Source organism: Acinetobacter sp. SwsAc2, assembly GCF_013391465.1.
GTDB lineage: Bacteria > Pseudomonadota > Gammaproteobacteria > Pseudomonadales > Moraxellaceae > Acinetobacter > Acinetobacter johnsonii.
On record NZ_JACBEZ010000031.1, the window covers coordinates 1 to 23,196 of the forward strand.

Here is a 23,196-nt window from a genome sequence, read left to right on the forward strand (position 1 = left end):
GCCATGTCACTGAATACTCGTCCTAGAAAAGCGTTAGATTGGCTTACACCATTAGAGAAATTTGCTCAGCTTGTTGATTATCATAAGACTTTTCAAACTGTCGCACCTCATGTTTGAATTCGCCCTGTAATTGTTAACGGGTTAAACGAAGTTTGAGTAAATTGCAAACCAGTTTGAAGAAAATAAAATTTTAATACTTCTATGGCGGATAAAGGAATGAATTGGGTTAAGCTGAATATGGGTGGGATAATATCAAAACTAGAAAAATAGAAACTTACAGATGGATCGGTCGTTTATTGAAAAAAGGCTCTGAAACTTAAAAATTCTATTAAAGTTACAAAAAATTAAAGAAATTTTTTGAGACTTTTGTACAATCAGCCACAACTTAAAATTTAATAATAACGATGCCCAATAATATTTATGCTGCAATAGAGCAACTTGGACTTACTGCACAAAAACGTGCTATTCATATTCAGTTCAGCAATACCTCGCTTAACGAACAAGTATTCCTTCAGCGCATAGATGGAACGCATGAACTGAATGCAGGTATAGAGTTACAGCTCCTTTGCTTATCTACCTCCGCTCATATTCCGTTAAAGCAATTCATCGGTAGTCAAGTCGCTGTCGATATTGTCACTGAAAAATCAGAACTCAATCGTATTTCAGGCATCATCACCAAGGCGGATGTGGGGGCAAGTGATGGCGCTTTAACCATATATCGTTTAACCGTGGAAGACCCGACAGCTTTATGGAAGCATCGACGCAACTCTAGAGTTTTCATGGCGAAGTCTGTTGTTGAGGTGGTTCAAACTATTTTTGCCGAGTGGCAGCAACGTAGCCCCTTATTTGCTTCGAGTCTGACATTGGATAAAGGTGGTTTAAGCAAAGAATATGATGTGCGCCCATTCATTATGCAAGCGAATGAGTTGGACAGTGAATTTATTCAAAGGCTGCTCTCTTCAGAGGGGATTAACTGGCTTATTGATGAGTCTCAGCTCAAAGTGTCCAGTTCAAGTGAACCCATTCAGCCGCAAAAACTTAGACTGATTGATGACAACGCCCAATATCAAAGTTTAGAGCGACAGAATATTCGCTTCCATCGTAGCAGTGCTGTAGAAAGCAGTGATTCGATTACAAATTTTGTCGGACAGCGTTCTATACAACCAACATCTGTCCATATTCAACATTGGCAAGCGAATACTTTAGAAATAGAAGAAGGTGCGGGTTCAGTTCAAAGCAAACATAGCCATAGTGATAATCAAGACAACGCCAGTCTAGGTTTAGAGCAAGCATGGCATTTTTCACCTGCATGGATACAAGACCTTAAAGGTGAAGATGGAACGACCAAATCAGGCAATGGTCAGATTGAAAAGTTTAATCAAAATCTTGGTCATTATTACGACCTACAAGCCAAGCAATTTATGGCTACCTCGACCGTACGAGATGCACAAGTGGGTTACTGGTTTGAACTCAACGAGCACCCTGAAATTGATCAGCATAGTGGTTCAGACAAAGAATTCTTAATCACATCTAAAAAATTCTATAATCAGAATAATTTACCTAAAGATTTGACCGATCAAATCACAGCTTTGCTGAAACAAACCAATTGGCAACAGGCTGAAATTACAACACATAATAAAGAAGAACGCCAAGCCAATCACCTCGTTTTACAACGACGTAATATCAGTATTGTTCCAGAGTACAATCCGCTGCGACAACGGCCTATTGCATCACCAAAACGCGCGAAAGTGGTTGGACCAAGTGGTGAAGAAATTCACGTGGATGAATGGGGGCGTATTAAAGTCCGTTTCCTGTTCACCCGTAGTGAAGACAATACTCACGATGGCGGTGCAGGTTCAAATGACAATGACACAGATTCTGCTTGGGTTGATGTGCTCACACCTTGGGCTGGTGAGGGTTATGGCGCACGCTTCTTACCTCGTATTGGTGAAATCGTGGTTATCGACTTCTTTGATGGCAATATCGACAGACCCTTTGTTGTGGGGCGCATCCATGAAGCACAACGTCATCCAAGCAAGTTTGACAATACAGGCAAACTGCCAGATACCAAAAAACTGGCAGGGATCCGATCAAAAGAGGTTCAAGGAGAGGGCTTTGGGCAACTACGCTTTGATGACACGACGGGTCAGATCAGTACCCAACTACAAAGCAGTCATGGTGCGACACAACTGAATTTAGGGGATTTGAGCCATCCTAAAGAAACGGACACGAGTGAAAGGCGAGGTGAAGGTTTTGAACTGCGTACTGACCAGTGGGGAGCACTCAGAGCTAAACAGGGTTTATTACTTTCTACCTATCGACAAGATTCAGCAAATGGGCATCATCTTGATGCTTCTGAAACGAAATCACAATTTGAATCTAGTCTAAGTAAGTCAAAAGCTTTAAGTGAAGTTGCTAAAAATCAACAAACCGATCCATTAGAAATACTGGATAATCTAAAAGAGTTTATTGAACAAATTGAACAAGAAAGTGAGGCGAAGGCAAAAGCATTTAAACAAGCTTTAATGATATTGACCTCCCCCCATTCGATTGCTCTGACTACAAATGAAGATGTTCACCTTTCAGCAGATGGTCAAATTGGTCACAGTGCAGGGGACAGTATTAATTTTAGTACCCAAAAGAATTTACTTGCACATGCACAAAGTAAAATCAGTTTGTTTGCAGCACAGGACGGTGCGAAATTCTATGCAGGTCAAGGCAAAGTTGAAATACAGGCTCAAGCAGATGGGGCTGATTTGATAGCACGTAAAGGTGTTCAGATCATTTCAACTGAAGATGCTATTTACATTACCAGCCCTAAAGAAATTAAATTAATCGCTGATGGTTCGGAACTTAAGATTAATAGTTCTGGAGTCTTTGCAACAACTAGTGGAAAGTTTGAGGTTAAGGCGGGGCAGCATTTGTTTATGGGTGGGGCGAGTGTTTCACCTAATTTTCCAGCATTGCCAGCTCTAAATCTATTGCCTAAAGAGCTGGAGTTAAAATATGTCTATGATGATTTAAAGCCAGTAATCCAAGCACCTTATAAGTTAATATTTTCTGATGGTACCTCTCAGGAAGGAATACTTGATTCAAATGGCTATGCTAAGGTTCCTATTCCTGGAGATAAAACACAATCCAAAGTTTATTATGGATTTAGTCATGTAGAGGCAAAGCCTGATAAAGAAAAAGTAGCTAATCCTTTTAAAGATAGGAAAGTTATGAATGTCACAGAAGCAGAACAACTCATTGAACAATATAATCAACAAGAATTAGCAACCTTATTAGATGAATATTTTCCTGATGAGATTGAAGATATGATTAAAGGAGATGATATCGAATATGATGATCATATTAGTGATTATGAAGAACATTTAATTGCATCAGAAAATAATACAGAGGATGTACTGGAGGATGATGCAGAAGAAATTCTATTAAGCAGCGAGGATTCAACTTCTGGGTTAGGGCTAGGAGATAAACAATGAATACAGCTGTAGCAAGAACAACATCTCAAACAATGAGAGTTACCCAGAAAGGTGAGGAGTCGGCAGCTCAATGGATTAAAGGGGTACTTGATGGTAGTGGATCAAGCCCAGCACAGATTATTGTTGCTGTTGTGATTGGTTGTATTCCTTTTGTCGGTCAAGGGGTAGACGTTGGGAATGTCATTGTTTCTGTAGTGAAGATAGCTGAAAAACCAGAAGAGAAAGATAACTGGTTTGATTTGGTTTTTAATCTTGTGGCATTTATTCCTGTAGCTGGAGATGGGTTAAAAATTGTCTTTAAGCAATTACGTTCAGGTAAAGCGATGGGGGCTATTTTAGATGCGATTCCAAGTAAAACCATGCGAGGGAATGTTGATAAGTGGTTTAGGAATGTAAACTGGAATACTTATACCAAAGAGCTGCAAACGACCTGTAATAAGATTATTGATGGTTTAACTGATGTTTTTGATAGCTGGTTAACCAGAGCTGTATTGGGACAAGCCAGATTAAAAACTTTGGTTACTCAGTTGAAGCAAATGAAAAAAGTTGCCAATCAAAAAATTGATATGGTAATGAAAGAATTACAGGCTGCACATCAAAAAGCGTTAGGAACACCTTACCCTAATACTACAGCACGAGCTCCAGTTGTGACGACGAGAGCACCCTCAACACCAGCGGCAAAGACCCCTAGACAACCGAATCAACAACCTGCGCCTCACACACCGCCAAATGGTAGTGTACCTAAAAATACTGGTGGAAATGCGGCAAATGCTGGCACACAAAATAATTCAACCAAAAGAAAGCAAAGAAAGAGAAGACGACGTTCAAATCAAGAGTTAGGCTCTGGTGGTGAACATATAACGGATTACTACTATGTTAAACGCATGAAAAGTAGGACTAAAATCAATTTTAATGGTGTGCTTTATGAATATCATGATAAAGGTCACAACGGGATTGATCATGTATGGCATAGTGCAAGATTAGGGCATAAATACCGAGTAACCGACAGTAAGGCGACCAATGCTTTAAGTCATAGATCATTGATGACCCCCAAAGCTGCGATGATGGCTTTGAGAATGGGCTTAGATGTTTATATGGCTTCAGACGAAGACGATAAAGTAAAGCGTTCCGTAGGTACGACTGTGGGAGATGGCGTGCAAATGTCACATCTCTGGGTTTCTAGTAAAATCGAATCAGCAAGAATTATTCCTGCACATGATAGTTTAATTGAAGCTATTGAAGCTTGGAGACGAGTAGATTTTAAGCCATCAACAGAAAGAGTATTTAAAAATGGTAAAAGACAAACAATGGCTGTCCGTTGTCCTTATGATCGTAGTTTAGTAACTATTACTGGGGACAAATTTGATCATCATCAAAAATGTAAAGGACTTGATAAACCGAAGTGTACACGTACAGTGACAGCACATGGTATTAAATTGGAATTTGTTTTACCAAATGATATGTTGCCGGAGTAAGAAAGTTGAATAACCAAATAAATGATTTAAATATTGATTGGGAACAGTGGTTTAATCAACAAATACTAAATTATGGAAAATATAGAGATAGTTTCTTACAAGAAGATATGTATCAAAGGCGGTTTGATGCTTTTCTTAATGGTGTTTATTCAGTAACTGACGGTTTTCAAAAATATAAGGCAAATGCTAAATCCAGTAAAATGATGGCTGCTGGACATCAAAGAGTAAAAGATGTCTTAAATTTAATGTCATTACAGTACTCTGCTGGTGGAGATATTGCATTTATTCAGGAACTTTATCCATATCTTTTAAACTGGACAGAAGAATATGCCGAAATTCACAGTCAATATCATCAAAGCCCAGAGGCAGATGGTCGATATGTTTGGCATATCAGTTTAGGAACAGAAGACTATTGGTATATTGCTTTACGTCTGATTTGTTTTGGACTGTTGACTGGTTATGCGGATCAGATGGATCGGATTATGCCAATCATTGACTATGTAGAAGCAACGCCTGATGGACAGGAAAAAGATGGATTAATTGAACGTTTAGTTGCTCCTTTTGTTGCAGATCGTGGAACTCCACCAGATGAAGCAAGACGACATTTGCCTTATCGTAAGCTCATTAAAGTGTTTAATGCTTCACCTGAACAGCGTCCAGCTTTAATGCTGCAATACCTAGAAGACTGGTATGAGGCGAGCCGCCGAGAACCTTATTATGATCAACATCCTCAACCAGACATAAGATCTGGAGTTAGCTATTATGGGTATTGGTCATGGGAAGCAGCAGCGGTAACGTGGTTGCTGGATATAGATGATACGTCATATCGTGAACATCAGTTCTATCCAAAAGATTTGGTTAATTTTGCTCGAACACAGTCAAAAGTAGTTTTAGATGATCAACAATTAGAACGAATGAAAGTTAAGGGTGGAGAAGCCTGTATTAAAACAGGTTATTGGAGAACACCAGCACAACCAGATTTACGACAATACTTTAAACAGGGTGAGATTGTTCCTGCATTTATCGAGCTGGATTGGGGGGGAGTATATTGGTATTGGGATGGTGAAAAATAAGTTAATCATTTGAGAAAAGCCATCCTCTTTTGGATGGTTTTTTTACTTTTACCGAATGACATGCTGGAGCGTTAATAAATGTCCATACAAGTAAATGAGCAGACAATAGATTGGCAAAAGTGGTTAAGTTTAGAAATAAAAGACCCTGCTTTATTTAGAGATAATTTGCTTGAACAAAAAATGTATAGCAAAAGATTTGATACATTTGTGAATGGGATATATTCCGTAACGGATGGTTTTAGTAATTATAAAAATGAAAAAAAATATGGTGGCTATATTGCGGCAGGTCATCAGCGTTTAAACGATGTCTTAAATTTAATGTCTTTACAGTATTCGGCAGGCGGAAGTCTTGAGTTTTTAAAAGAAATATATCCATATCTACTTCATTGGACAGAAGAGTACGCAGAAGCAAGCCATTTATACAATTTAAGTCCTGATGCTGATGGACGATTTGTTTGGCATTTCAGTTTGGGAACTGAAGACTATTGGTATATTGCTTTACGTCTGATTTGTTTTGGGCTATTGACTGGCTATGCAGACCAGATGGATCGGATTATGCCAATCATTGACTATGTAGAAGCAACACCTGAAGGGCAGGAAAAAGATGGATTAATTGAACGTTTAGTTGCTCCTTTTGTTGCAGATCGTGGAACCCCACCAGATGAAGCAAGACGACATTTGCCTTATCGTAAGCTGATTAAAGTGTTTAATGCTTCACCTGAAAAGCGTCCAGCTTTAATGCTGCAATATTTAGAAGATTGGTATGAGGCGAGCTGTCGAGAGCCTTATTATGATCAACATCCTCAAACTGACTTAAGATCTGGAAGAGGCTACTATGGCTATTGGTCATGGGAAGCAGCAGCGGTTACTGTTATATCAAGAATAGATGATAGTAGCTATCGAGATAAACCTTACTATCCTAAAGATTTGGTTGATTATGCTCGAATTCAATATACGTCTTTAGATCAACAAGGTAATACTATGATCAAAGAATTACGATAATTTGTTTCTAATAAAAAAAGGCTGCAAATAGCAGCCTTTTTCTATGACAACATATGTGTCGCGTGACGTTTTACCTTACCAGCTCAACGCACCGCCAGTTTGATAGTCTGTTACACGTGTTTCGAAGAAATTCTTCTCTTTACGCAAGTCCATCATTTCAGACATCCACTGGAACGGGTTGCTCACACCAGCAAACTGCTCAGGCAAACCTAACTGAGCTAAACGGCGGTTACAAATGAATTTCAAGTATTCTTCCATCATCGCAGCATTCATACCCAATACACCACGTGGCATAGTGTCACGCGCATATTCGATTTCAAGCATCGTACCTTCAAGAATCATTTGAACGATTTCTTCTTGGAATTCAGCAGTCCATAAGCTTGGGTTTTCGATCTTGATTTGGTTAATCATGTCGATACCAAAGTTCAAGTGCATCGACTCATCACGTAAAATGTATTGGAATTGCTCAGCAACACCATTCATCTTATTACGACGGCCCATCGACAAGATTTGGCTGAAACCACAGTAGAAGAAGATCCCTTCAAGGACACAGTAGAACGCGATCAAGTTGCGAAGCAAAATTTGGTCGTTTTCAGGTGTACCAGTTTGGAAAGTAGGATCACTTAAAGACTGCGTATATTTCAAGCCCCAAGCTGCTTTACGCGCAACTGATGGAACTTCGCGATACATGTTGAAGACTTCGCCTTCGTCCATACCTAAAGATTCGATACAGTATTGGTAAGCGTGAGTATGAATAGCTTCTTCAAACGCTTGACGCAAAATGTACTGACGGCATTCAGGGTTGGTAATGTGACGGTAAATCGCCAACACCAAGTTGTTTGCAACCAATGAATCTGCTGTAGAGAAGAAACCAAGAGAGCGCATAACAATGGTACGTTCGTCTTCAGTTAAGCCATTTTCAGACTTCCAGAGCGCGATGTCATGGTTCATGTTGACTTCTTGTGGCATCCAGTGGTTTGCACAACCGTCTAGATATTTTTGCCAAGCCCATTCGTATTTGAACGGTACAAGTTGGTTTAAGTCCGCACGACAGTTAATCATGGCTTTGTCGTCAACTTGTACACGTTGTGCACCCATTTCTAGTTCTTCTAGACCTGGAGCAACATCTAAGCTTTCTAAGGCGTTAGATGCTCTTGCCAACGGATCGGCTGGATTTGTTGATCGGCTTCGAGCGGTTGAAGCGGGTTGTGCAGTTGCCACATTCTTCTGTGGTTGCTCTGCAGCAGATACCATCTGCGGATTAGCCGCTTTTTGCGGTTCGACGGGCGCAGACTTGTGTTCAGGTGCAGCCGGTTTTTGCGAATCATCTTCGAAATCGTCCCAACTTAGGATAGACATATCAATTCTCTCTACGTTGCTTTATATCTTTTATCGACATCCAGCAGTGCTGAGATGTCTTACTATACGCTTAATTTGTGAAAGCAAAATTAAGTTTTGCCAATCATTGTTCTAAAACTGTGCATAGAACGCGATTCTCACGACTTATTTTGCTTTCGCTTTTTGTTTTGGTTTGCTTTTACCCAAAAGTAGGCAATCGGCATATAAAACAAAACCACAAAGGAAATCACCAAGGTCGCAAGACCTAACATATAGTTATGAGTCATATGAAGCATGGTGATTTCCTAGGTTGTCTTTAATTTTTTAATCTCCCTAAATCCCTCTTTTAAAAGAGGGACTTTCACACCTCAATAAGTTTGGTGTAATTCCCCTCCTTTTAGGAGGGGTTAGGGGAGGTTATTACTGACAAGCCTCACAGTCTGGATTGTCAATTGAACACGCCATTGGCACTGGAGCTGCTTGACCGAAGCCTTCATCTTCAGCAACCACTTCTGGTTTAACTTCCTGAGCAACTGCTGCAACAGGCGCTGCCGTTACAGTTGCAGGTTTTACTGCATTCAATGCACCCGTGTTAATGGTTGATTTCTCAGCAGAAGTTGCACCTAAAGCTCGGAGGTAATACGTCGTTTTCAGACCACGTAACCAAGCCATTTTATAGGTCAAGTCCAGTTTCTTACCGTTTGCACCAGAGATGTAAAGGTTTAAAGACTGCGCTTGATCGATCCATTTTTGACGACGTGATGCAGCATCCACAATCCAGCGTGGCTCAACTTCAAATGCCGTCGCGAAGATTGCTTTAAGCTCTTCAGGAATACGAGAAATCTTTTGAACTGAACCTTCGAAGTGTTTCAGATCATTCACCATCACAGAGTCCCACAGACCACGGTCTTTCAACGCACGTACTAGGTACGGGTTGATCACTGTGAATTCGCCTGATAGGTTCGATTTTACATATAAGTTTTGGAATGTTGGCTCAATCGATTGAGACACACCACAAATGTTCGAAATGGTTGCAGTCGGTGCAATGGCCATCACGTTTGAGTTACGCATACCGTCTTTTTGAACTTTGGCACGTAAAGTGTCCCAGTCCAAACGTTGAGTGCGGTCAACTTCAAACATACGTTCAGGACGTGTTTTTGCAACAAGGTCTAGCGAGTCAATTGGCAGGATACCTTGATCCCACAGTGAACCTTTGAATGTCTCATAAGTACCACGTTCAACAGCCAAATCACTTGATGTTGAAATTGCGTAGTAGCTGATCACTTCCATCGATTCATCAGCAAAGTCTACTGCTGCATCAGAACCATAAGCGAGTTGCATTTCATACAGCGCATCTTGGAAGCCCATGATACCCATACCCACTGGGCGGTGTTTCAAGTTCGAGTTTTTCGCTTGTGGCACAGCATAGTAGTTAATGTCGATTACGTTATCGAGCATACGAACCGCTGTTTTTACTGTACGTGCAAGCTTTTCACGGTCTAACACACCACCTTGAACGTGTTGTACAAGGTTGATTGAACCTAAGTTACATACCGCAATTTCATCTTTGCTTGTATTTAATGTGATTTCTGTACACAAGTTAGATGAGTGAACTACACCAACGTGTTGTTGTGGTGAACGTAAGTTACATACGTCTTTGAATGTGATCCACGGGTGACCTGTTTCAAACAACATCGACAGCATTTTGCGCCACAAATCTTTTGCACGGATTTTCTTGTGCAACATGTTTGTTTCTTTCGCAATTGCTTCATAGTGTGCATAACGCTCAGCGAACTCTGCACCCATTAAGTCGTGTAGGTCTGGTGTTTCAGACGGCGTGAACAGGGTCCATTCAGCATCTTCAAAAACACGTTGCATAAATAAGTCAGGAACCCAGTTTGCTGTGTTCATGTCATGCGTACGGCGACGGTCATCACCAGTATTTTTACGTAGCTCTAGGAACTCTTCGATGTCCAAGTGCCAAGTTTCAAGGTATGCACACACAGCACCTTTACGCTTACCACCTTGGTTAACTGCAACAGCAGTATCGTTCGCCACTTTAAGGAATGGAACTACACCTTGTGACTTACCGTTTGTACCTTTGATATATGAGTTCAAGGCACGAACTGGCGTCCAGTCATTACCTAAACCGCCTGCCCATTTAGATAGCATTGCGTTATCACGCATAGCGCCATAAATGTCATATAGGTCATCATCAATGGTCGTTAAATAACAACTAGACAACTGTGGACGTAGCGTACCTGAGTTAAACAGGGTAGGCGTAGACGCCATGTAATCGAAGCTCGACAATAAGTTGTAGAACTCGATTGCACGTTCTTCACGGTTTGCTTCGTTGAGTGAAAGACCCATCGAAACACGCATGAAGAATAATTGTGGTAATTCGAAACGTACGCCATCTGAGTGGATGAAGTAACGGTCAAATAATGTTTGTAGACCTAAGTACGTAAATTGGTTTGAGCGTTCTGGTTGAATCGCTGCGGCCAATTTCGCAAGGTCAAAGTTAAGAAGCTCTGGTGAAAGTAGGTCTAGCTCAATACCTTTCTTCAGGAAAGTTTCTAAAGCATCGCCTTCAGCTGTGTCTTCAGACAAGCCAAGGAAAGTTAAACCAGTTGCGACCAATTCATCACGAAGTAGGCGAGCTGTCACGTAGGTATAGTTTGGTTCTTGTTCGATACGGGTACGTGTTGCCATCATCATCGTGGTTGCGATGTCAGACGCTTTTACACCGTTGTAAAGGTTTTTAATGGTTTCATCGATGATCGCTTGAACATTGATGCCTTCTAAACCTTCAGCCGCTTTTGTTACAGTCGCTTCGAGCTTACGCATGTCAAGCGGTTGAAGCTGACCATTGGCGTCAGTGATTTGTAAGGTTGGGTGATGGTTTTCACCTGCTTGTTTACGTGCATCAGCACGTTGATCGCGGTAGATGACATACGCACGAGCAACTTTCTGTTCACCTGTACGCATTAGCGCAAGTTCAACTTGGTCTTGGATTTCTTCGATGTGAATTGTACCGCCAGAAGGTAGGCGGCGACTGAACGTATTTAATACCATCTCGGTAAGTTGAGAAATACGATCGTGGATGCGGCTTGAGTCAGCACTTTGTTGGCCTTCAACAGCCAAAAATGCCTTACCAATGGCAACAGAGATTTTTTCTGCGTCAAAGCTGGCAACATCTCCAGTGCGTTTAATCACCTGAATTTGACCAGGGGTTGAATTCGATACGCTCATGCTAGCATAGCTCCATTTTGTCATCTATTTTTATGTCTATGGACCGTTTGAACTGGGCAGTTTTTATGCCACAGTGTTTGAGGTTTAAACACAAGACCTAGTGGTTTAAAAATTAATTGAACACAAGATACGGGAAAATTCAGGGTAGATCAATATTGACATTTTATTAAATATTTTGATCGATCTGGTCTCGAAAAGATCTCAAAAAGATCCCTTTTTTATGATTCTTGTATTAAGCCTTATTAGACAAGGCGATAGCATAACAAAGCTCGGTTTAAGTGCTTATAGATAACATTGTGGATAAGTTCAAAACAGACGAATGAGTGAGTTATAAACTGTTCAAACAGTGACTTGGTATGAAAAATAGCCATTTTGTAAAGAAACGTTTCTTTTGCTTTGGTTGGATATACAGCAAACGCGAGAAAGCGCTCATTTGGAGGCTAAAAAAATGTATAACAAAATGCTACTTTGATGTATCAGTTTGGTGAACAAGATCTTGTTTACAATGTAAACGTGTGTATATTGCAAAATATATCAGAGCGTATCCCTTGGATTTTAAAGGATACGTTAAGTCGTCAAAATAAAGGGGCACTCCATGAGCCAAGAAGAAAAGTTACCAAAAATTTTAATCGTAGAAGACGATGAGCGTCTAGCTCGCTTAACTCAAGAATACCTAATCCGTAATGGTCTTGAGGTTGGGGTAGAACCCGATGGTAACCGTGCCATTCGCCGTATTATTGCAGAACAACCTGATATGGTGGTGTTAGATGTGATGCTTCCTGGTGCAGATGGTTTAACCATTTGCCGTGAAGTTCGTCCACATTATCACCAACCGATTTTGATGTTGACTGCACGTACCGAAGATATGGATCAAGTGCTTGGTCTAGAAATGGGTGCAGATGACTATGTGGCAAAACCAGTTCAGCCACGTGTTTTACTTGCACGTATTCGTGCTTTATTACGTCGTACTGACAAAGCGCCTGAAGATGAAGTTGCACAGCGTATCGAATTTGATGATCTGGTGATCGATAACGGTGGTCGTTCAGTGACTTTAAATGGTGAGTTGGTTGACTTTACCAGTGCTGAATATGACTTATTGTGGTTGCTGGCTTCAAATGCAGGACGCATTCTTTCTCGCGAAGACATTTTCGAGCGTTTACGTGGTATTGAATATGACGGTCAAGACCGTTCAATTGATGTGCGTATTTCGCGTATTCGTCCAAAAATTGGTGATGATCCTGAAAATCCAAAGCGTATTAAAACGGTACGTAGTAAAGGCTACTTATTTGTAAAAGAAACCAATGGTCTTTAAGCCGTTTATTTGATTCGTTAAAACGGGACATTTTTAGTGTTCAAACACAGTATATTCTTGCGTATCTATGCTGGGCTGGTAGTGCTAGTCGCTATTGTTGCCCTCATGGGATATTTGCTTGTACAAATTATTAACTATCAGCGAGTGCAAGAATATCGCGAGTCTTTGACGGACGGGATTTCCTTTATTATTAGTGAAGGTGTATCCCGTCAGACCAATGCACAGCAAAAAGCAGACTGGATTTCAGATGCTTCAGATTTGCTTGAGCTGCCGATTAATATGATCCCTGCCAATAAGGTTGATTTGAGTCGTGCAGAGTTAAAACGGATCAGTGAGCGTAAAGCGGCTGTGCGTTATGATGCGCAAACGCAAGTGGCGTACTTGATCATTGGTCTAAAAGATGATCCGAATCATTTACTGTATATTAAAGTAGATAAAATTGGTGAGCTGCAAATGAAAGCACTCCCGATTTTTATCCTAGATTATTTGGTGTATTACCCAGGTCAAGAAGAAGAGTACTTGGAAAAAGTACAGAAACATTTCTCTTATCCTGTGCAGATTGAAGAAGTACAAAATCTGGCTTTAGAGTCTGAGCAGATTGGTCGTTTGCGTTTAGATCATAGCGTGATCTTATATCGTGATAGTGCTTCTGTGCGTGGTACCACCATTTCTATTGTGTCTCCACCTTTACCTAGTTCACCGAGCAAGGTTTTGGTATTGGGGCCTGTGCCTATTTTCAACTGGATGCCGTTTCAGCTCGCAGCAGGGATTACCTTGTTGAGCCTTTTTGTACTCAGTTTGGGGGTCTATGGCTTGCTTGTACCGATGCAGCGTAAACTGCGTGAGGTCAATTACGGTTTAAATCGTATGAAGGCAGGCGATATGACCCTACGTTTGCCTGTCGACGGCACGGATGAGATGGCCAGTCTAGCCAATAGCTATAACAGCATGTCAGACCATATTCAGCGACTCATCGAGGCGCAGCGCGAGCTGATGCGTGCGGTATCGCATGAGCTTCGTACGCCCGTTGCTCGGATTCGTTTTGGTATGGAAATGCTGGCTGAAGAAGATGATTATGAATACCGTCTTCAACAAGTCGATATGATTGATAAAGACATTGAGGCTTTAAATACCTTAATTGATGAAATCATGACCTACGCCAAGTTGGAGCAGGGCACACCATCACTTGATATTGAAAACATTGTATTGTTTGAAGTCTTAGATCAGGTGGTGGTTGAGACGGAAGCACTAAAAACCCAGAAAGAAATTCATTTAAATGCTCCTCCTTTAACCTTAACGGTTGAGGCTGAACGTCGTTATTTACACCGCGTGGTGCAGAATTTGGTTGGTAATGCAGTTCGTTATGGCGACCATCAGGTGCTGGTCAGTGGTGGTATTAATGACAGCGGTATGGCCTATGTTTGTGTTGAAGATGATGGGCCCGGTATTCCAGAAGACGAGCGAGAGCGCGTTTTTGAAGCCTTTGCACGTTTGGATGATAGCCGGACTCGAGCATCGGGTGGCTATGGTTTGGGTTTGTCGATTGTGAGCCGAATTGCCTATTGGTTTGGTGGTAGCGTTAAAGTGGATCAGAGTCCAAGCCTCGGTGGTGCACGTTTTACCATGACATGGCCGGCACATCGCTTTAGTAAGTCTAAAAAGAAGTATAGTGTTAAAGATAATACAGACTCAAAAAGCTAAGCATTGAAAATAAAAAAGCACCGAAATTCGGTGCTTTTTTATTTTCAATGCTGACTTATTCTTGGATGCTGGCATCGGGAGAAATAATCTGCTTGCCTTGTTTTAGGCTTTCAAGCGCATCTGCATTAAAGTCAATCAATAATGAGTTATTTTGGGTGTCTATGCCATAACGGCTAATGAGCTTCTGATCACCATTAATCGTTTCAATTTTATATTCATCCACAATATTCATAATGCCATCAAGGTTGGTGGTGGCTGAAGCTTTGTCTTGGCGAAAAAGCTCATAAATGTCGCGTAAATCAAAGATGGCATTATTGGCATCGGGGTGTTTACGAACATAAGTTTCAACATGGCGAATAAGCAACTGGGCAAATAAAAAATAGTTAGGTTTATGGGTGAATTCCAGACTCATGTGGTGCTCCTTATTCTTTGTTGTTGGTTGTCTATATCAATAGCACAAGAAAAAGCCAAGTGCATTAATTGATTGGAGTGATTTGCAAAAAAATACAAAAAATATGAGTGACTTAATCTACTTTTGTACTTTTTAAATAAACAAAATGGAGCGGTTGTTGAGCTTAGTTTTTTAAACTGCTGATTGTGTGATTGTTATCGGAATGAGGTTGAAAAATGGTTTATAGGCTTTGTTTGAATGTCAAAATTTGGAAAAATAATAGAATAGTAGTGTTTTATTAGATAAAGCGATTGGTTTCGAAATAAAAGGGCTTTCATCGAAAAAATCTCAAAAAACGAAGAGAAATCATCCTAAAGACGAAGGTCTATAAGCTAGCAACTTACGTCAGCAATCGGGTACAATTGGCGGGATTAATTTTGTGTTTGGTGTATTTGAAGGCCAATACATGCATTCTTTGTTAATAAATTAGGCCTGCCAGGAGTTATCCCCGCATGAGTGCCATTACTCCATACGAATGGGCAATTATTGCCTTCGTGATCGGCGTTACATTTCTTTGCGTCTTTATGCTCACTGTCCCATTACTCCTTGGGGGTAAGTCATGGGGCCGTGCAAAGCAAGAGCAATTTGAATCAGGTGTGGTTGGTGCTGGTGGTGCACGTATCCGCCTGTCAGCAAAGTTCTATTTAGTTGCAATCTTCTTCGTCGTATTCGACTTGGAGGCGCTTTACCTTTACGCATGGGCTACATCGGTTCGTGAAGTAGGTTGGGTGGGTTTCACCACTGCAGCAGTATTTATTTTAGTTTTACTCGTTGGTTTGGTTTATGAGTTGTCTACCGGTGCGCTTAACTGGTCGCCTTCTGACAAACGTAAAGCAGCAGGGATTAAACCTAAAGTTGGTTCTCCAAATATGAATCTTGCAGAAATCACTCGCTTTAATTCAATTGAAGAGTTGGTTATGGACCCTACAGGTCAAATCCCAGCTCAATCATCTGGTCGTGTGAAAGATAAGTCACCGGCTAAATCGTCTGATAAGGAGTAACTCGGGATGAAATATACATTAACCCGTGCGAATCCGGATGCTGATCAATATCCACTTCAAGAGCGTCAAATCGTAACGGATCCGCTTGAAGAAGAAGTGAATAAAAATGTGTTCATGACTCGTTTAGAGGATGTGGCACATACAGCAGTGAACTGGGGTCGTAAGAACTCGGTTTGGCCGTTTAACTTTGGTACATCTTGCTGCTACGTAGAGTATGCAACGACTTTAACAGGCGTGCATGACTTGTCGCGTTTCGGTGCTGAAGTAATCCGTGCTTCACCTCGTCAGGCTGACTTGATGATTGTTGCAGGTACATGTTTCGTCAAAATGGCTCCAGTTATTCAACGTTTATATGAACAAATGTTGGAACCGAAGTGGGTTATTTCAATGGGTGCATGTGCAAACTCTGGCGGTATGTACGATATTTATTCAGTTGTACAAGGTGTGGATAAAATCATCCCAGTCGATGTTTATATTCCAGGTTGCCCACCCCGTCCAGAAGCATTAATCCAAGCATTAATGTTGTTACAAGACCAAATTCAATTAGAGCGCCGTCCACTTTCTGCCGTAATTGGTGATGATCTTAAGCCAGTGTATAAGCCAAAGATGATGCCAGAACGTGACCGTAAGAATGCTGAACGTATTGCAGTGAAAAACTTACGCTCTATGGATGAAATTAAATAATTTAAACGACAGTTGTTTTGATGCACCCGGTCTGGGTGTCGTTGTCGTTTAGGTTGAATGAATTTGTATTAAATAGGAAGCCAAGCCAATGGCTGAAACTGAAAACGCTATGCCAGAGTCAGCGCAAGTTGATTCACGCCCAGCATTTGCAATTGTAGAAGAGCTCAAAACCAAATTTGGCGAGAACTTCTATGTGCAAACGACTTTTGAAGACTTTCCAACGGTCTGGGTTGAGCGCGCGCGCGTACAAGAAGTTTTAATGTTCTTGCGTACAGTGTCACGTCCATACGTGATGTTGTTTGACTTGTCTGCGGTAGATGAACGTTTACGTACACACCGCGACGGTTTGCCTGCGTCTGACTTTACTGTGTTCTATCACTTATTATCGCTTGAGCGTAATAGTGATATTCGTATCAAAGTTGCATTGAATGAAAATGATGTAAATCTTCCAACTGCAACCAATATTTGGCCAAATGCCAACTGGTACGAACGTGAAGCTTACGATATGTTCGGGATCAATTTCGAAGGGCATCCAATGCTCCGTCGTATTTTGTTGCCAACCTATTGGGAAGGTCACCCACTTCGTAAAGAATACTCTGCACGTGCCACTGAATATACACCGTATATGCAGAACCAAGCGAAGCAGGATTACGAACAGGAACACCTTCGTTTCGTACCTGAAGATTGGGGTATGAAGCGCGGTAATGACGACGAAGACTTCATGTTCTTGAACTTAGGTCCGAACCACCCATCTGCGCACGGTGCTTTCCGTGTAATCTTGCAGTTGGATGGTGAAGAAGTGAAAGACTGTGTGCCTGATATCGGCTATCACCACCGTGGTGTGGAAAAGATGGCTGAACGTCAAACTTGGCATTCATTCATTCCTTATACCGACCGTGTGGACTACTTAGGTGGTTGTGCGCAAAACATGCCTTATGTGATGGGTGTGGAGCAAATGGCGGGTATTACTGTACCTGACCGCGCGCAATGTATCCGTGTCATGATGTCTGAATTGTTCCGTATCAATAACCACTTATTGTATATCGGTACTGCGATTCAAGATGCCGGCGGTATGACCCCTGTATTCTACATGTTTGCGGATCGTCAAAAAATCTATGACGCGATTGAAGCAATCACCGGTTACCGTATGCACCCAGCATGGTTCCGTATTGGTGGTACAGCACATGACTTGCCAAACAACTGGCAGCATCTGATTCGTGAAATCCTAGATTGGATGCCGAAGCGTATGAACGAATACTACACAGCAGCGCTGAAAAACTCTGTATTTGTAGGTCGTACGCGTAACGTAGCTCAATATGACGCGAAATCTGCGTTAGCTTGGGGTGTAACTGGTACAGGTCTACGTGCAACAGGTATTGACTTCGATGTTCGTAAATATCGCCCATACAGTGGCTATGAAAACTACGACTTCGATGTGCCACTTGAGTACGAAGGCGATGCGTATGCGCGTGTTCTTGTTCACTTCCGTGAAATTGAAGAATCACTCAAAATCGTGAAGCAATGTTTAGACAACATGCCTTCTGGTGCATACAAAGCAGATCACCCATTGGCTGTTCCACCACCAAAAGACAAGACTTTACAAGACATTGAAACCTTGATTACGCACTTCTTAAGCGTATCTTGGGGTCCTGTAATGCCTGCAGGTGAAGCATCTGTAATGGCGGAAGTGGTCAAAGGTGCGTCGAATTACTACTTGACTTCAGACAAGTCAACGATGAGTTATCGTACCCGTATTCGTACACCGACTTTCACGCATTTACAGCAAATGCCTTCTGTGATTAACGGCAGTCTGGTATCTGACTTGATCATTTATTTAGCGACAATTGACGTCGTTATGGCTGACGTGGATCGCTAAGGGGTAAACGCATTATGATGATTTTGACTGATAAAAAGCCACGCGTGAATGTTGAAGGGATTTTGACTGCGGACGAAATCCACGAAATTGAACATCACATTGGTCACTACCCGTACCCACGTGCAGCATCTTTGGATGCTTTGAAGTGTGTACAACGCCGTAATGGCTGGGTAGATGACGCGCAGCTAAACGCCATTGCTCAGTTATTGACAATCAGTGTTGCTGATTTGGAAGGTGTTGCAACTTTCTATAACCGTATTTACCGTCAACCCGTGGGTCGTAACGTCATTTTACTTTGTGACTCGATTGCGTGTTTCTTGATGGGTGCGGAAACTTTAGCAGAAGCTTTTCAGCGCGAGCTAGGCATTCAGTTTGGTCAAACGACTGCTGATGGTCGTTTTACTTTGCTGCCGATTTGCTGCTTAGGTAACTGTGACAAAGGCCCAACCTTGATGGTGAATGAAGACACTCACGGTTTGGTTGAAGTTTCTTCAGTGAAACAGTTATTGGAGAAGTATGTATGAATACCGAACCAAAACCAATTTATGGCGAAGGTAACCCAGAAACGCATCCATTAACTTGGCGTTTGAGTAAACAAGAGCACGTTCGTAATGCCGATGATTACGAAGCGCTTGAAGGTTACGCGGGTCTGAAAAAAGCAATCACCATGCCGCCGAAAGATGTGCTTGAAGTGATTAAAGCTGCGACCGTAAAAGGTCGTGGTGGTGCAGGCTTCCCAGCAGGGATCAAATGGTCTTTGATGGCGCCAAATGACAACTCAGGTCCACGTTACCTGATTTGTAATGCCGATGAGATGGAACCAGGGACCTTTAAAGACCGTTTGTTGATGGAAAAACTTCCTCACCAATTGATCGAAGGGATGTTGATTGCAGCGTATACGTTAGAAGCAACCCATGGTTATATCTTCATTCGTGGCGAGTACATTGAAGCAGCTGCTTACTTAAATGAAGCGCTTGAGCAAGTTCGTGCCAAAGGTTACTTGGGCGAAAACATCCTTGGAACTGGCTGGAACTTCGAGTTGCATGTGCACACGGGTGCGGGTCGTTATATCTGTGGTGAAGAAACTGCATTGATTAACTCGCTTGAAGGTCGCCGTGCAAACCCACGTACGAAACCGCCATTCCCACAAGTTGCAGGTGCTTGGGGTCGTCCTACGATTGTTAACAATGTAGAGACCTACAACAACTTACCAGCAATCATGTTGCGTGGCCCTGAGTGGTATATCGGTTTATCTGCGGGTAAGTCGAAAGATCCAGGCACAAAAATCTATGGTGCATCTGGCAAGGTGAAATTCCCAGGTCTTTGGGAGCTTCCATTTGGTACAACTGCGCGTGAAGTCATTGAAGACTATGCGGGCGGTATGCGTGATGGCTTGAAGCTTAAAGCATGGTTACCGGGTGGTGCGTCTACAGACTTCTTGGCTGCTGAACACATTGATCTACCGATGGATGCTGAGAGCATCATGAAAGCAGGTTCACGTTTAGGTACGTGTTTGCTGATGGTGGTTGATGAAACGCAATGTATGGTTTCAGCGACTCGTAACTTAGAAGAATTCTTTGCACGTGAGTCATGTGGTTTCTGTACGCCTTGTCGTGATGGTTTACCGTGGGCGGTGAAAGCACTGAAAGCATTGGAAGATGGCACAGGTAAGAAAGAAGATATCGATCACTTACAAGAACTTACTCGTAAGCTTTGGATTGGTAAGACTTTCTGTGCGCATGCTCCAGGTGCAATGGAACCGTTGATGGGTGCACTCAAATATTTCCGTGGCGAGTTTGAAGCAAAAGTAGTGAATGCTGCTGCGCAAACTAGCAACGTAGAACAAGCTTAAGGAATTCGACTATGGCTACAATTCATGTCGATGGCAAATCGTACGAAGTCAATGGCTCAGAGAACTTGCTGCAAGCATGTTTGTCTTTGGGTATTGATATCCCGTACTTTTGTTGGCATCCATCCTTAGGTTCTGTCGGTTCTTGCCGTCAATGTGCCGTGACTCAATACGCGAATCCTGAAGATACGCGTGGCCGTTTAGTCATGTCATGTATGACACCTGCATCTGACAATACCTACATCTCGATTGAAGACAAAGAAGCGAAAGACTTCCGTGCGTCAATTGTTGAGTTCTTGATGACGAATCACCCACACGACTGTCCAGTCTGTGAAGAAGGTGGGCACTGTCATTTACAAGATATGACCGTGATGACTCAACACGACCGTCGTCGTTACCGTTTCACTAAACGTACACACTACAACCAAGAGCTGGGCTCATTCATTTCACACGAAATGAACCGTTGTATCGCATGTTACCGTTGTGTTCGTTACTACAACGACTATGCGGGTGGTACTGACTTTGGTGTGTACGCAAGCGCGTCACGTGTTTACTTTGGTCGCCCTGAGTCAGGCACTTTAGAGTCTGAATTCTCGGGTAACTTGACTGAAGTATGTCCGACAGGTGTATTCACCGACAAAACTCACTCAGAACGCTATAACCGTAAGTGGGACATGCAGTATGCGCCAAGCGTATGCCAAGGCTGTTCTTCGGGTTGTAACATTTCTCCGGGTGAGCGTTATGGCGAACTTCGTCGTGTCGAAAACCGTTTCAACGGTGAAGTGAACCAATACTTCCTTTGTGATAAAGGTCGTTTTGGTACAGGTTATGTGAACCGTGCAGATCGTCCACGTCAACCGCAGTTCCGTGATGGTGCTGAAGCAACTACAGTTTCTGTAGATCAGGCATTAGATACCGTTATTGCAAATATCCAAGGCAAAAAAGTTTTGGGTATTGGTTCTCCACGTGCATCACTTGAGTCGAACTTCGCGCTTCGCGAATTAGTTGGTCAAGAGAACTATTCAACGGGGCTGTCTCAAAAAGAGCAAAACTTGGTTGAATTGGCTGCATCGATTATGCAAACCGAAGGTGTATATAACCCGGGTATGCGTGAAATCGAAAGCTATGATGCTGTGCTTATTTTGGGTGAAGACTTAACGCAAACTGCGCCACGTATGGCGTTGTCTGTTCGTCAAGCGGCGAAAAACAAAGCCAAAGAAATGGCTGCGGAACGTCGTACTCAAGACTGGTTAGCAGAGCCGCTACAACGTATTGCTCAAGATGCGAAATCACCGATTTTCATCCTCGCTGCAACGCAAACACGCTTAGCTGATGTTGCAGCAGGTGAAGTGGTTGCTTCTCCAAACGATATCGCTCGTTTAGGTTTTGCCGTTGCTGCAGCAGTAAAAGGTGATGCAATTCTTGGTCTAGCGGATGATGCGAAAGCATTTGCTCAGAACATTGCAGATACATTGAAAGCGGCGAAGAAACCACTGATCATTTCAGGTACAAGTTTACAAGACGCATCAATCATGGAAGCTGCTGCACAAGTTGCGCAAAACCTTGGTGGAAATGCTGGCTTAAGCTTGACGGTTCCTGAAGTGAACTCTATGGGCTTAGCAATCTTCGGTGGACAAAGCTTAGAGCAAGCATTTGCACAAGATTATGACACGGTTGTGATCGTTGAAAATGATCTATTCCGTCGTTTGCCAGCGGTACAAGTTGAAGCAGCACTTTCTGGTAAAGACGTGATTGTTCTAGATCACTCTGAAACTGAAACTGTGAAGAAAGCGGATATCGTACTTTCTGCTGCGTCATTTGCTGAAGGTGATGGTACGGTTGTCTCTCAAGAAGGCCGTGCACAACGGTTCTACCAAGTGTATGACCCTAGCTACTACAAACCTGAACTGGCGATCAAAGAATCTTGGCGCTGGTTACATGCCATTGAAACCGGCGTGAAGGGCAAAGCGATTTCTTGGACCTTGCTTGATGATGTGATTGAGTCAGTTGCGAAAAACGTACCTGCACTTGCTGCGATTCAAGATGTGGCTCCAGATGCGGGCTTCCGTGTCCATGGTTTGAAAGTTGCGCGTGAACCGCGTCGTTACTCTGGTCGTACCTCTATGCGTGCACCATTGAACGTGCATGAACCGAAACAACCGACAGATATCGACTCGGCATTAACATTCTCTATGGAAGGTTATGTCGGGAACCAGACTCCGTCTCCACTGGTACCATTTGCATGGTCAGCAGGTTGGAACTCACCGCAAGCTTGGAATAAATTCCAAGATAACGTGGGTGGTCACTTAAAAGGTGGTGATTCGGGTGTGCGTTTATTCGATCGTTTAGCGAAGCGCCCAGCACGTACTTTCGTTGCTCCAGCAGTTATCGTTGCAAACCCTGAAAGCTTCCGTTTAGTGCCGATGCATCACATTTTTGCTTCTGGTGAATTTACTGTGAAAACACCTGCTATGGAATCGCGTATTCCTGAAGCGGTCTTTGCAGTGGGTGAGCAAGATGCAACTCGTTTGAATGTTCAAGATGGTCAAAAAATCACTGTGAAAGCAGGTGAGACTTCGATCGTACTTCCAGTTCAAGTGATTGATTATTTACCTACAGGTTATATTGGTTATCCAGTTGGTCTTGCACCTACGGTTTCACTTGCTGAGCCTGTATCAGTCGCGGTAGGAGCGTAAT

At 42.4% G+C, this 23,196-nt stretch carries 16 protein-coding genes and 1 pseudogene; 13 read left to right on the forward strand and 4 right to left on the reverse strand.

Features of this window, described 5'->3' with window-relative positions; all coding sequences use genetic code 11:
- From HYI04_RS12940 to HYI04_RS12960, 5 genes and pseudogenes are all read left to right on the forward strand, one after another.
- Positions 1–117, forward strand: a pseudogene (locus tag HYI04_RS12940) (IS30 family transposase); the annotation flags it as partial.
- A 287-nt stretch (positions 118–404) separates the two neighbouring features.
- Positions 405–3,485, forward strand: coding sequence for a type VI secretion system Vgr family protein (locus HYI04_RS12945; protein ID WP_178896237.1), 3,081 nt, complete (start codon positions 405–407; stop codon positions 3,483–3,485).
- Positions 3,482–4,960 carry a hypothetical protein gene (locus tag HYI04_RS12950; RefSeq protein WP_005239026.1) on the forward strand — a complete coding sequence of 493 codons (1,479 nt, stop codon included), beginning with the start codon at positions 3,482–3,484 and terminating at the stop codon, positions 4,958–4,960. The genes HYI04_RS12945 and HYI04_RS12950 overlap by 4 nt, the downstream gene beginning before the upstream one ends.
- A 5-nt stretch (positions 4,961–4,965) precedes the next feature.
- Positions 4,966–6,033 (forward strand): PoNe immunity protein domain-containing protein, encoded by a 1,068-nt coding sequence (locus HYI04_RS12955; protein WP_029575095.1) that lies wholly within the window; start codon positions 4,966–4,968, stop codon positions 6,031–6,033.
- 78 nt (positions 6,034–6,111) lie between these two features.
- A complete protein-coding gene (locus tag HYI04_RS12960) occupies positions 6,112–7,035 on the forward strand; it encodes a PoNe immunity protein domain-containing protein (RefSeq protein WP_010327360.1) in 924 nt (307 codons plus the stop codon).
- A 75-nt stretch (positions 7,036–7,110) separates the two neighbouring features.
- Here the strand turns inward: HYI04_RS12960 and HYI04_RS12965 are convergent, their stop codons facing one another.
- The 3 genes from HYI04_RS12965 to HYI04_RS12975 all read right to left on the reverse strand — a co-directional run bounded on the left by HYI04_RS12965 (position 7,111) and on the right by HYI04_RS12975 (position 11,625).
- Positions 7,111–8,394: a ribonucleotide-diphosphate reductase subunit beta gene (locus HYI04_RS12965; RefSeq protein WP_010327359.1), complete on the reverse strand. Its 1,284-nt coding sequence runs from the start codon at positions 8,392–8,394 to the stop codon at positions 7,111–7,113.
- A 137-nt stretch (positions 8,395–8,531) separates the two neighbouring features.
- Positions 8,532–8,669, reverse strand: coding sequence for a hypothetical protein (locus tag HYI04_RS12970; protein ID WP_164996881.1), 138 nt, complete (start codon positions 8,667–8,669; stop codon positions 8,532–8,534).
- A 124-nt stretch (positions 8,670–8,793) separates the two neighbouring features.
- The gene (locus HYI04_RS12975) at positions 8,794–11,625 is read right to left on the reverse strand and encodes a ribonucleoside-diphosphate reductase subunit alpha (RefSeq protein WP_004695373.1); all 2,832 of its coding nucleotides are present in this window, start codon (positions 11,623–11,625) and stop codon (positions 8,794–8,796) included.
- A gap of 595 nt (positions 11,626–12,220) precedes the next feature.
- On the opposite strand from HYI04_RS12975, the gene bfmR reads away from it, so the two are divergent.
- Both bfmR and bfmS read left to right on the forward strand, forming a co-directional pair.
- Positions 12,221–12,937, forward strand: coding sequence for a response regulator transcription factor BfmR (bfmR, locus tag HYI04_RS12980; RefSeq protein WP_004695375.1), 717 nt, complete (start codon positions 12,221–12,223; stop codon positions 12,935–12,937).
- 36 nt (positions 12,938–12,973) lie between these two features.
- Positions 12,974–14,638: a sensor histidine kinase BfmS gene (bfmS, locus tag HYI04_RS12985; protein WP_029575094.1), complete on the forward strand. Its 1,665-nt coding sequence runs from the start codon at positions 12,974–12,976 to the stop codon at positions 14,636–14,638.
- 55 nt (positions 14,639–14,693) lie between these two features.
- On the opposite strand, the gene HYI04_RS12990 is transcribed toward bfmS, so the two are convergent.
- Positions 14,694–15,050: a hypothetical protein gene (locus HYI04_RS12990; RefSeq protein WP_004695379.1), complete on the reverse strand. Its 357-nt coding sequence runs from the start codon at positions 15,048–15,050 to the stop codon at positions 14,694–14,696.
- A gap of 491 nt (positions 15,051–15,541) precedes the next feature.
- Here HYI04_RS12990 and HYI04_RS12995 point away from each other — a divergent pair, with 491 nt between their 5' ends.
- The 6 genes from HYI04_RS12995 to nuoG all read left to right on the forward strand — a co-directional run bounded on the left by HYI04_RS12995 (position 15,542) and on the right by nuoG (position 23,195).
- The gene (locus HYI04_RS12995) at positions 15,542–16,090 is read left to right on the forward strand and encodes an NADH-quinone oxidoreductase subunit A (protein WP_004695380.1); all 549 of its coding nucleotides are present in this window, start codon (positions 15,542–15,544) and stop codon (positions 16,088–16,090) included.
- Positions 16,091–16,096: 6 nt separating this feature from the next.
- The gene (locus HYI04_RS13000; RefSeq protein WP_004695382.1) at positions 16,097–16,774 is read left to right on the forward strand and encodes an NADH-quinone oxidoreductase subunit B family protein; all 678 of its coding nucleotides are present in this window, start codon (positions 16,097–16,099) and stop codon (positions 16,772–16,774) included.
- 88 nt (positions 16,775–16,862) lie between these two features.
- On the forward strand, positions 16,863–18,650 hold the full coding sequence (gene nuoC, locus HYI04_RS13005) for an NADH-quinone oxidoreductase subunit C/D (RefSeq protein WP_078389993.1): 1,788 nt from the start codon (positions 16,863–16,865) through the stop codon (positions 18,648–18,650).
- A gap of 14 nt (positions 18,651–18,664) precedes the next feature.
- A complete protein-coding gene (nuoE, locus tag HYI04_RS13010) occupies positions 18,665–19,174 on the forward strand; it encodes an NADH-quinone oxidoreductase subunit NuoE (RefSeq protein WP_004982912.1) in 510 nt (169 codons plus the stop codon).
- A complete protein-coding gene (gene nuoF, locus HYI04_RS13015; RefSeq protein WP_005400342.1) occupies positions 19,171–20,502 on the forward strand; it encodes an NADH-quinone oxidoreductase subunit NuoF in 1,332 nt (443 codons plus the stop codon). Before nuoE ends, nuoF begins: the two co-directional genes overlap by 4 nt.
- An 11-nt stretch (positions 20,503–20,513) precedes the next feature.
- The gene (nuoG, locus tag HYI04_RS13020) at positions 20,514–23,195 is read left to right on the forward strand and encodes an NADH-quinone oxidoreductase subunit NuoG (RefSeq protein WP_010327356.1); all 2,682 of its coding nucleotides are present in this window, start codon (positions 20,514–20,516) and stop codon (positions 23,193–23,195) included.
- Position 23,196 lies beyond the last annotated feature (1 nt).

Excerpts from the sequence above, each read along its gene's own strand:
- HYI04_RS12945 (WP_178896237.1), top strand. The coding sequence starts at position 405 with ATGCCCAATAATATTTATGCTGCAATAGAGCAACTTGGACTTACTGCA.
- HYI04_RS12950 (WP_005239026.1), top strand. The coding sequence starts at position 3,482 with ATGAATACAGCTGTAGCAAGAACAACATCTCAAACAATGAGAGTTACC.
- HYI04_RS12960 (WP_010327360.1), top strand. The coding sequence starts at position 6,112 with ATGTCCATACAAGTAAATGAGCAGACAATAGATTGGCAAAAGTGGTTA.
- HYI04_RS12965 (WP_010327359.1), bottom strand. The coding sequence starts at position 8,394 with ATGTCTATCCTAAGTTGGGACGATTTCGAAGATGATTCGCAAAAACCG.
- HYI04_RS12970 (WP_164996881.1), bottom strand. The coding sequence starts at position 8,669 with ATGCTTCATATGACTCATAACTATATGTTAGGTCTTGCGACCTTGGTG.
- HYI04_RS12975 (WP_004695373.1), bottom strand. The coding sequence starts at position 11,625 with ATGAGCGTATCGAATTCAACCCCTGGTCAAATTCAGGTGATTAAACGC.
- bfmR (WP_004695375.1), top strand. The coding sequence starts at position 12,221 with ATGAGCCAAGAAGAAAAGTTACCAAAAATTTTAATCGTAGAAGACGAT.
- HYI04_RS12990 (WP_004695379.1), bottom strand. The coding sequence starts at position 15,050 with ATGAGTCTGGAATTCACCCATAAACCTAACTATTTTTTATTTGCCCAG.
- HYI04_RS12995 (WP_004695380.1), top strand. The coding sequence starts at position 15,542 with ATGAGTGCCATTACTCCATACGAATGGGCAATTATTGCCTTCGTGATC.
- HYI04_RS13000 (WP_004695382.1), top strand. The coding sequence starts at position 16,097 with ATGAAATATACATTAACCCGTGCGAATCCGGATGCTGATCAATATCCA.
- nuoC (WP_078389993.1), top strand. The coding sequence starts at position 16,863 with ATGGCTGAAACTGAAAACGCTATGCCAGAGTCAGCGCAAGTTGATTCA.
- nuoE (WP_004982912.1), top strand. The coding sequence starts at position 18,665 with ATGATGATTTTGACTGATAAAAAGCCACGCGTGAATGTTGAAGGGATT.
- nuoF (WP_005400342.1), top strand. The coding sequence starts at position 19,171 with ATGAATACCGAACCAAAACCAATTTATGGCGAAGGTAACCCAGAAACG.
- nuoG (WP_010327356.1), top strand. The coding sequence starts at position 20,514 with ATGGCTACAATTCATGTCGATGGCAAATCGTACGAAGTCAATGGCTCA.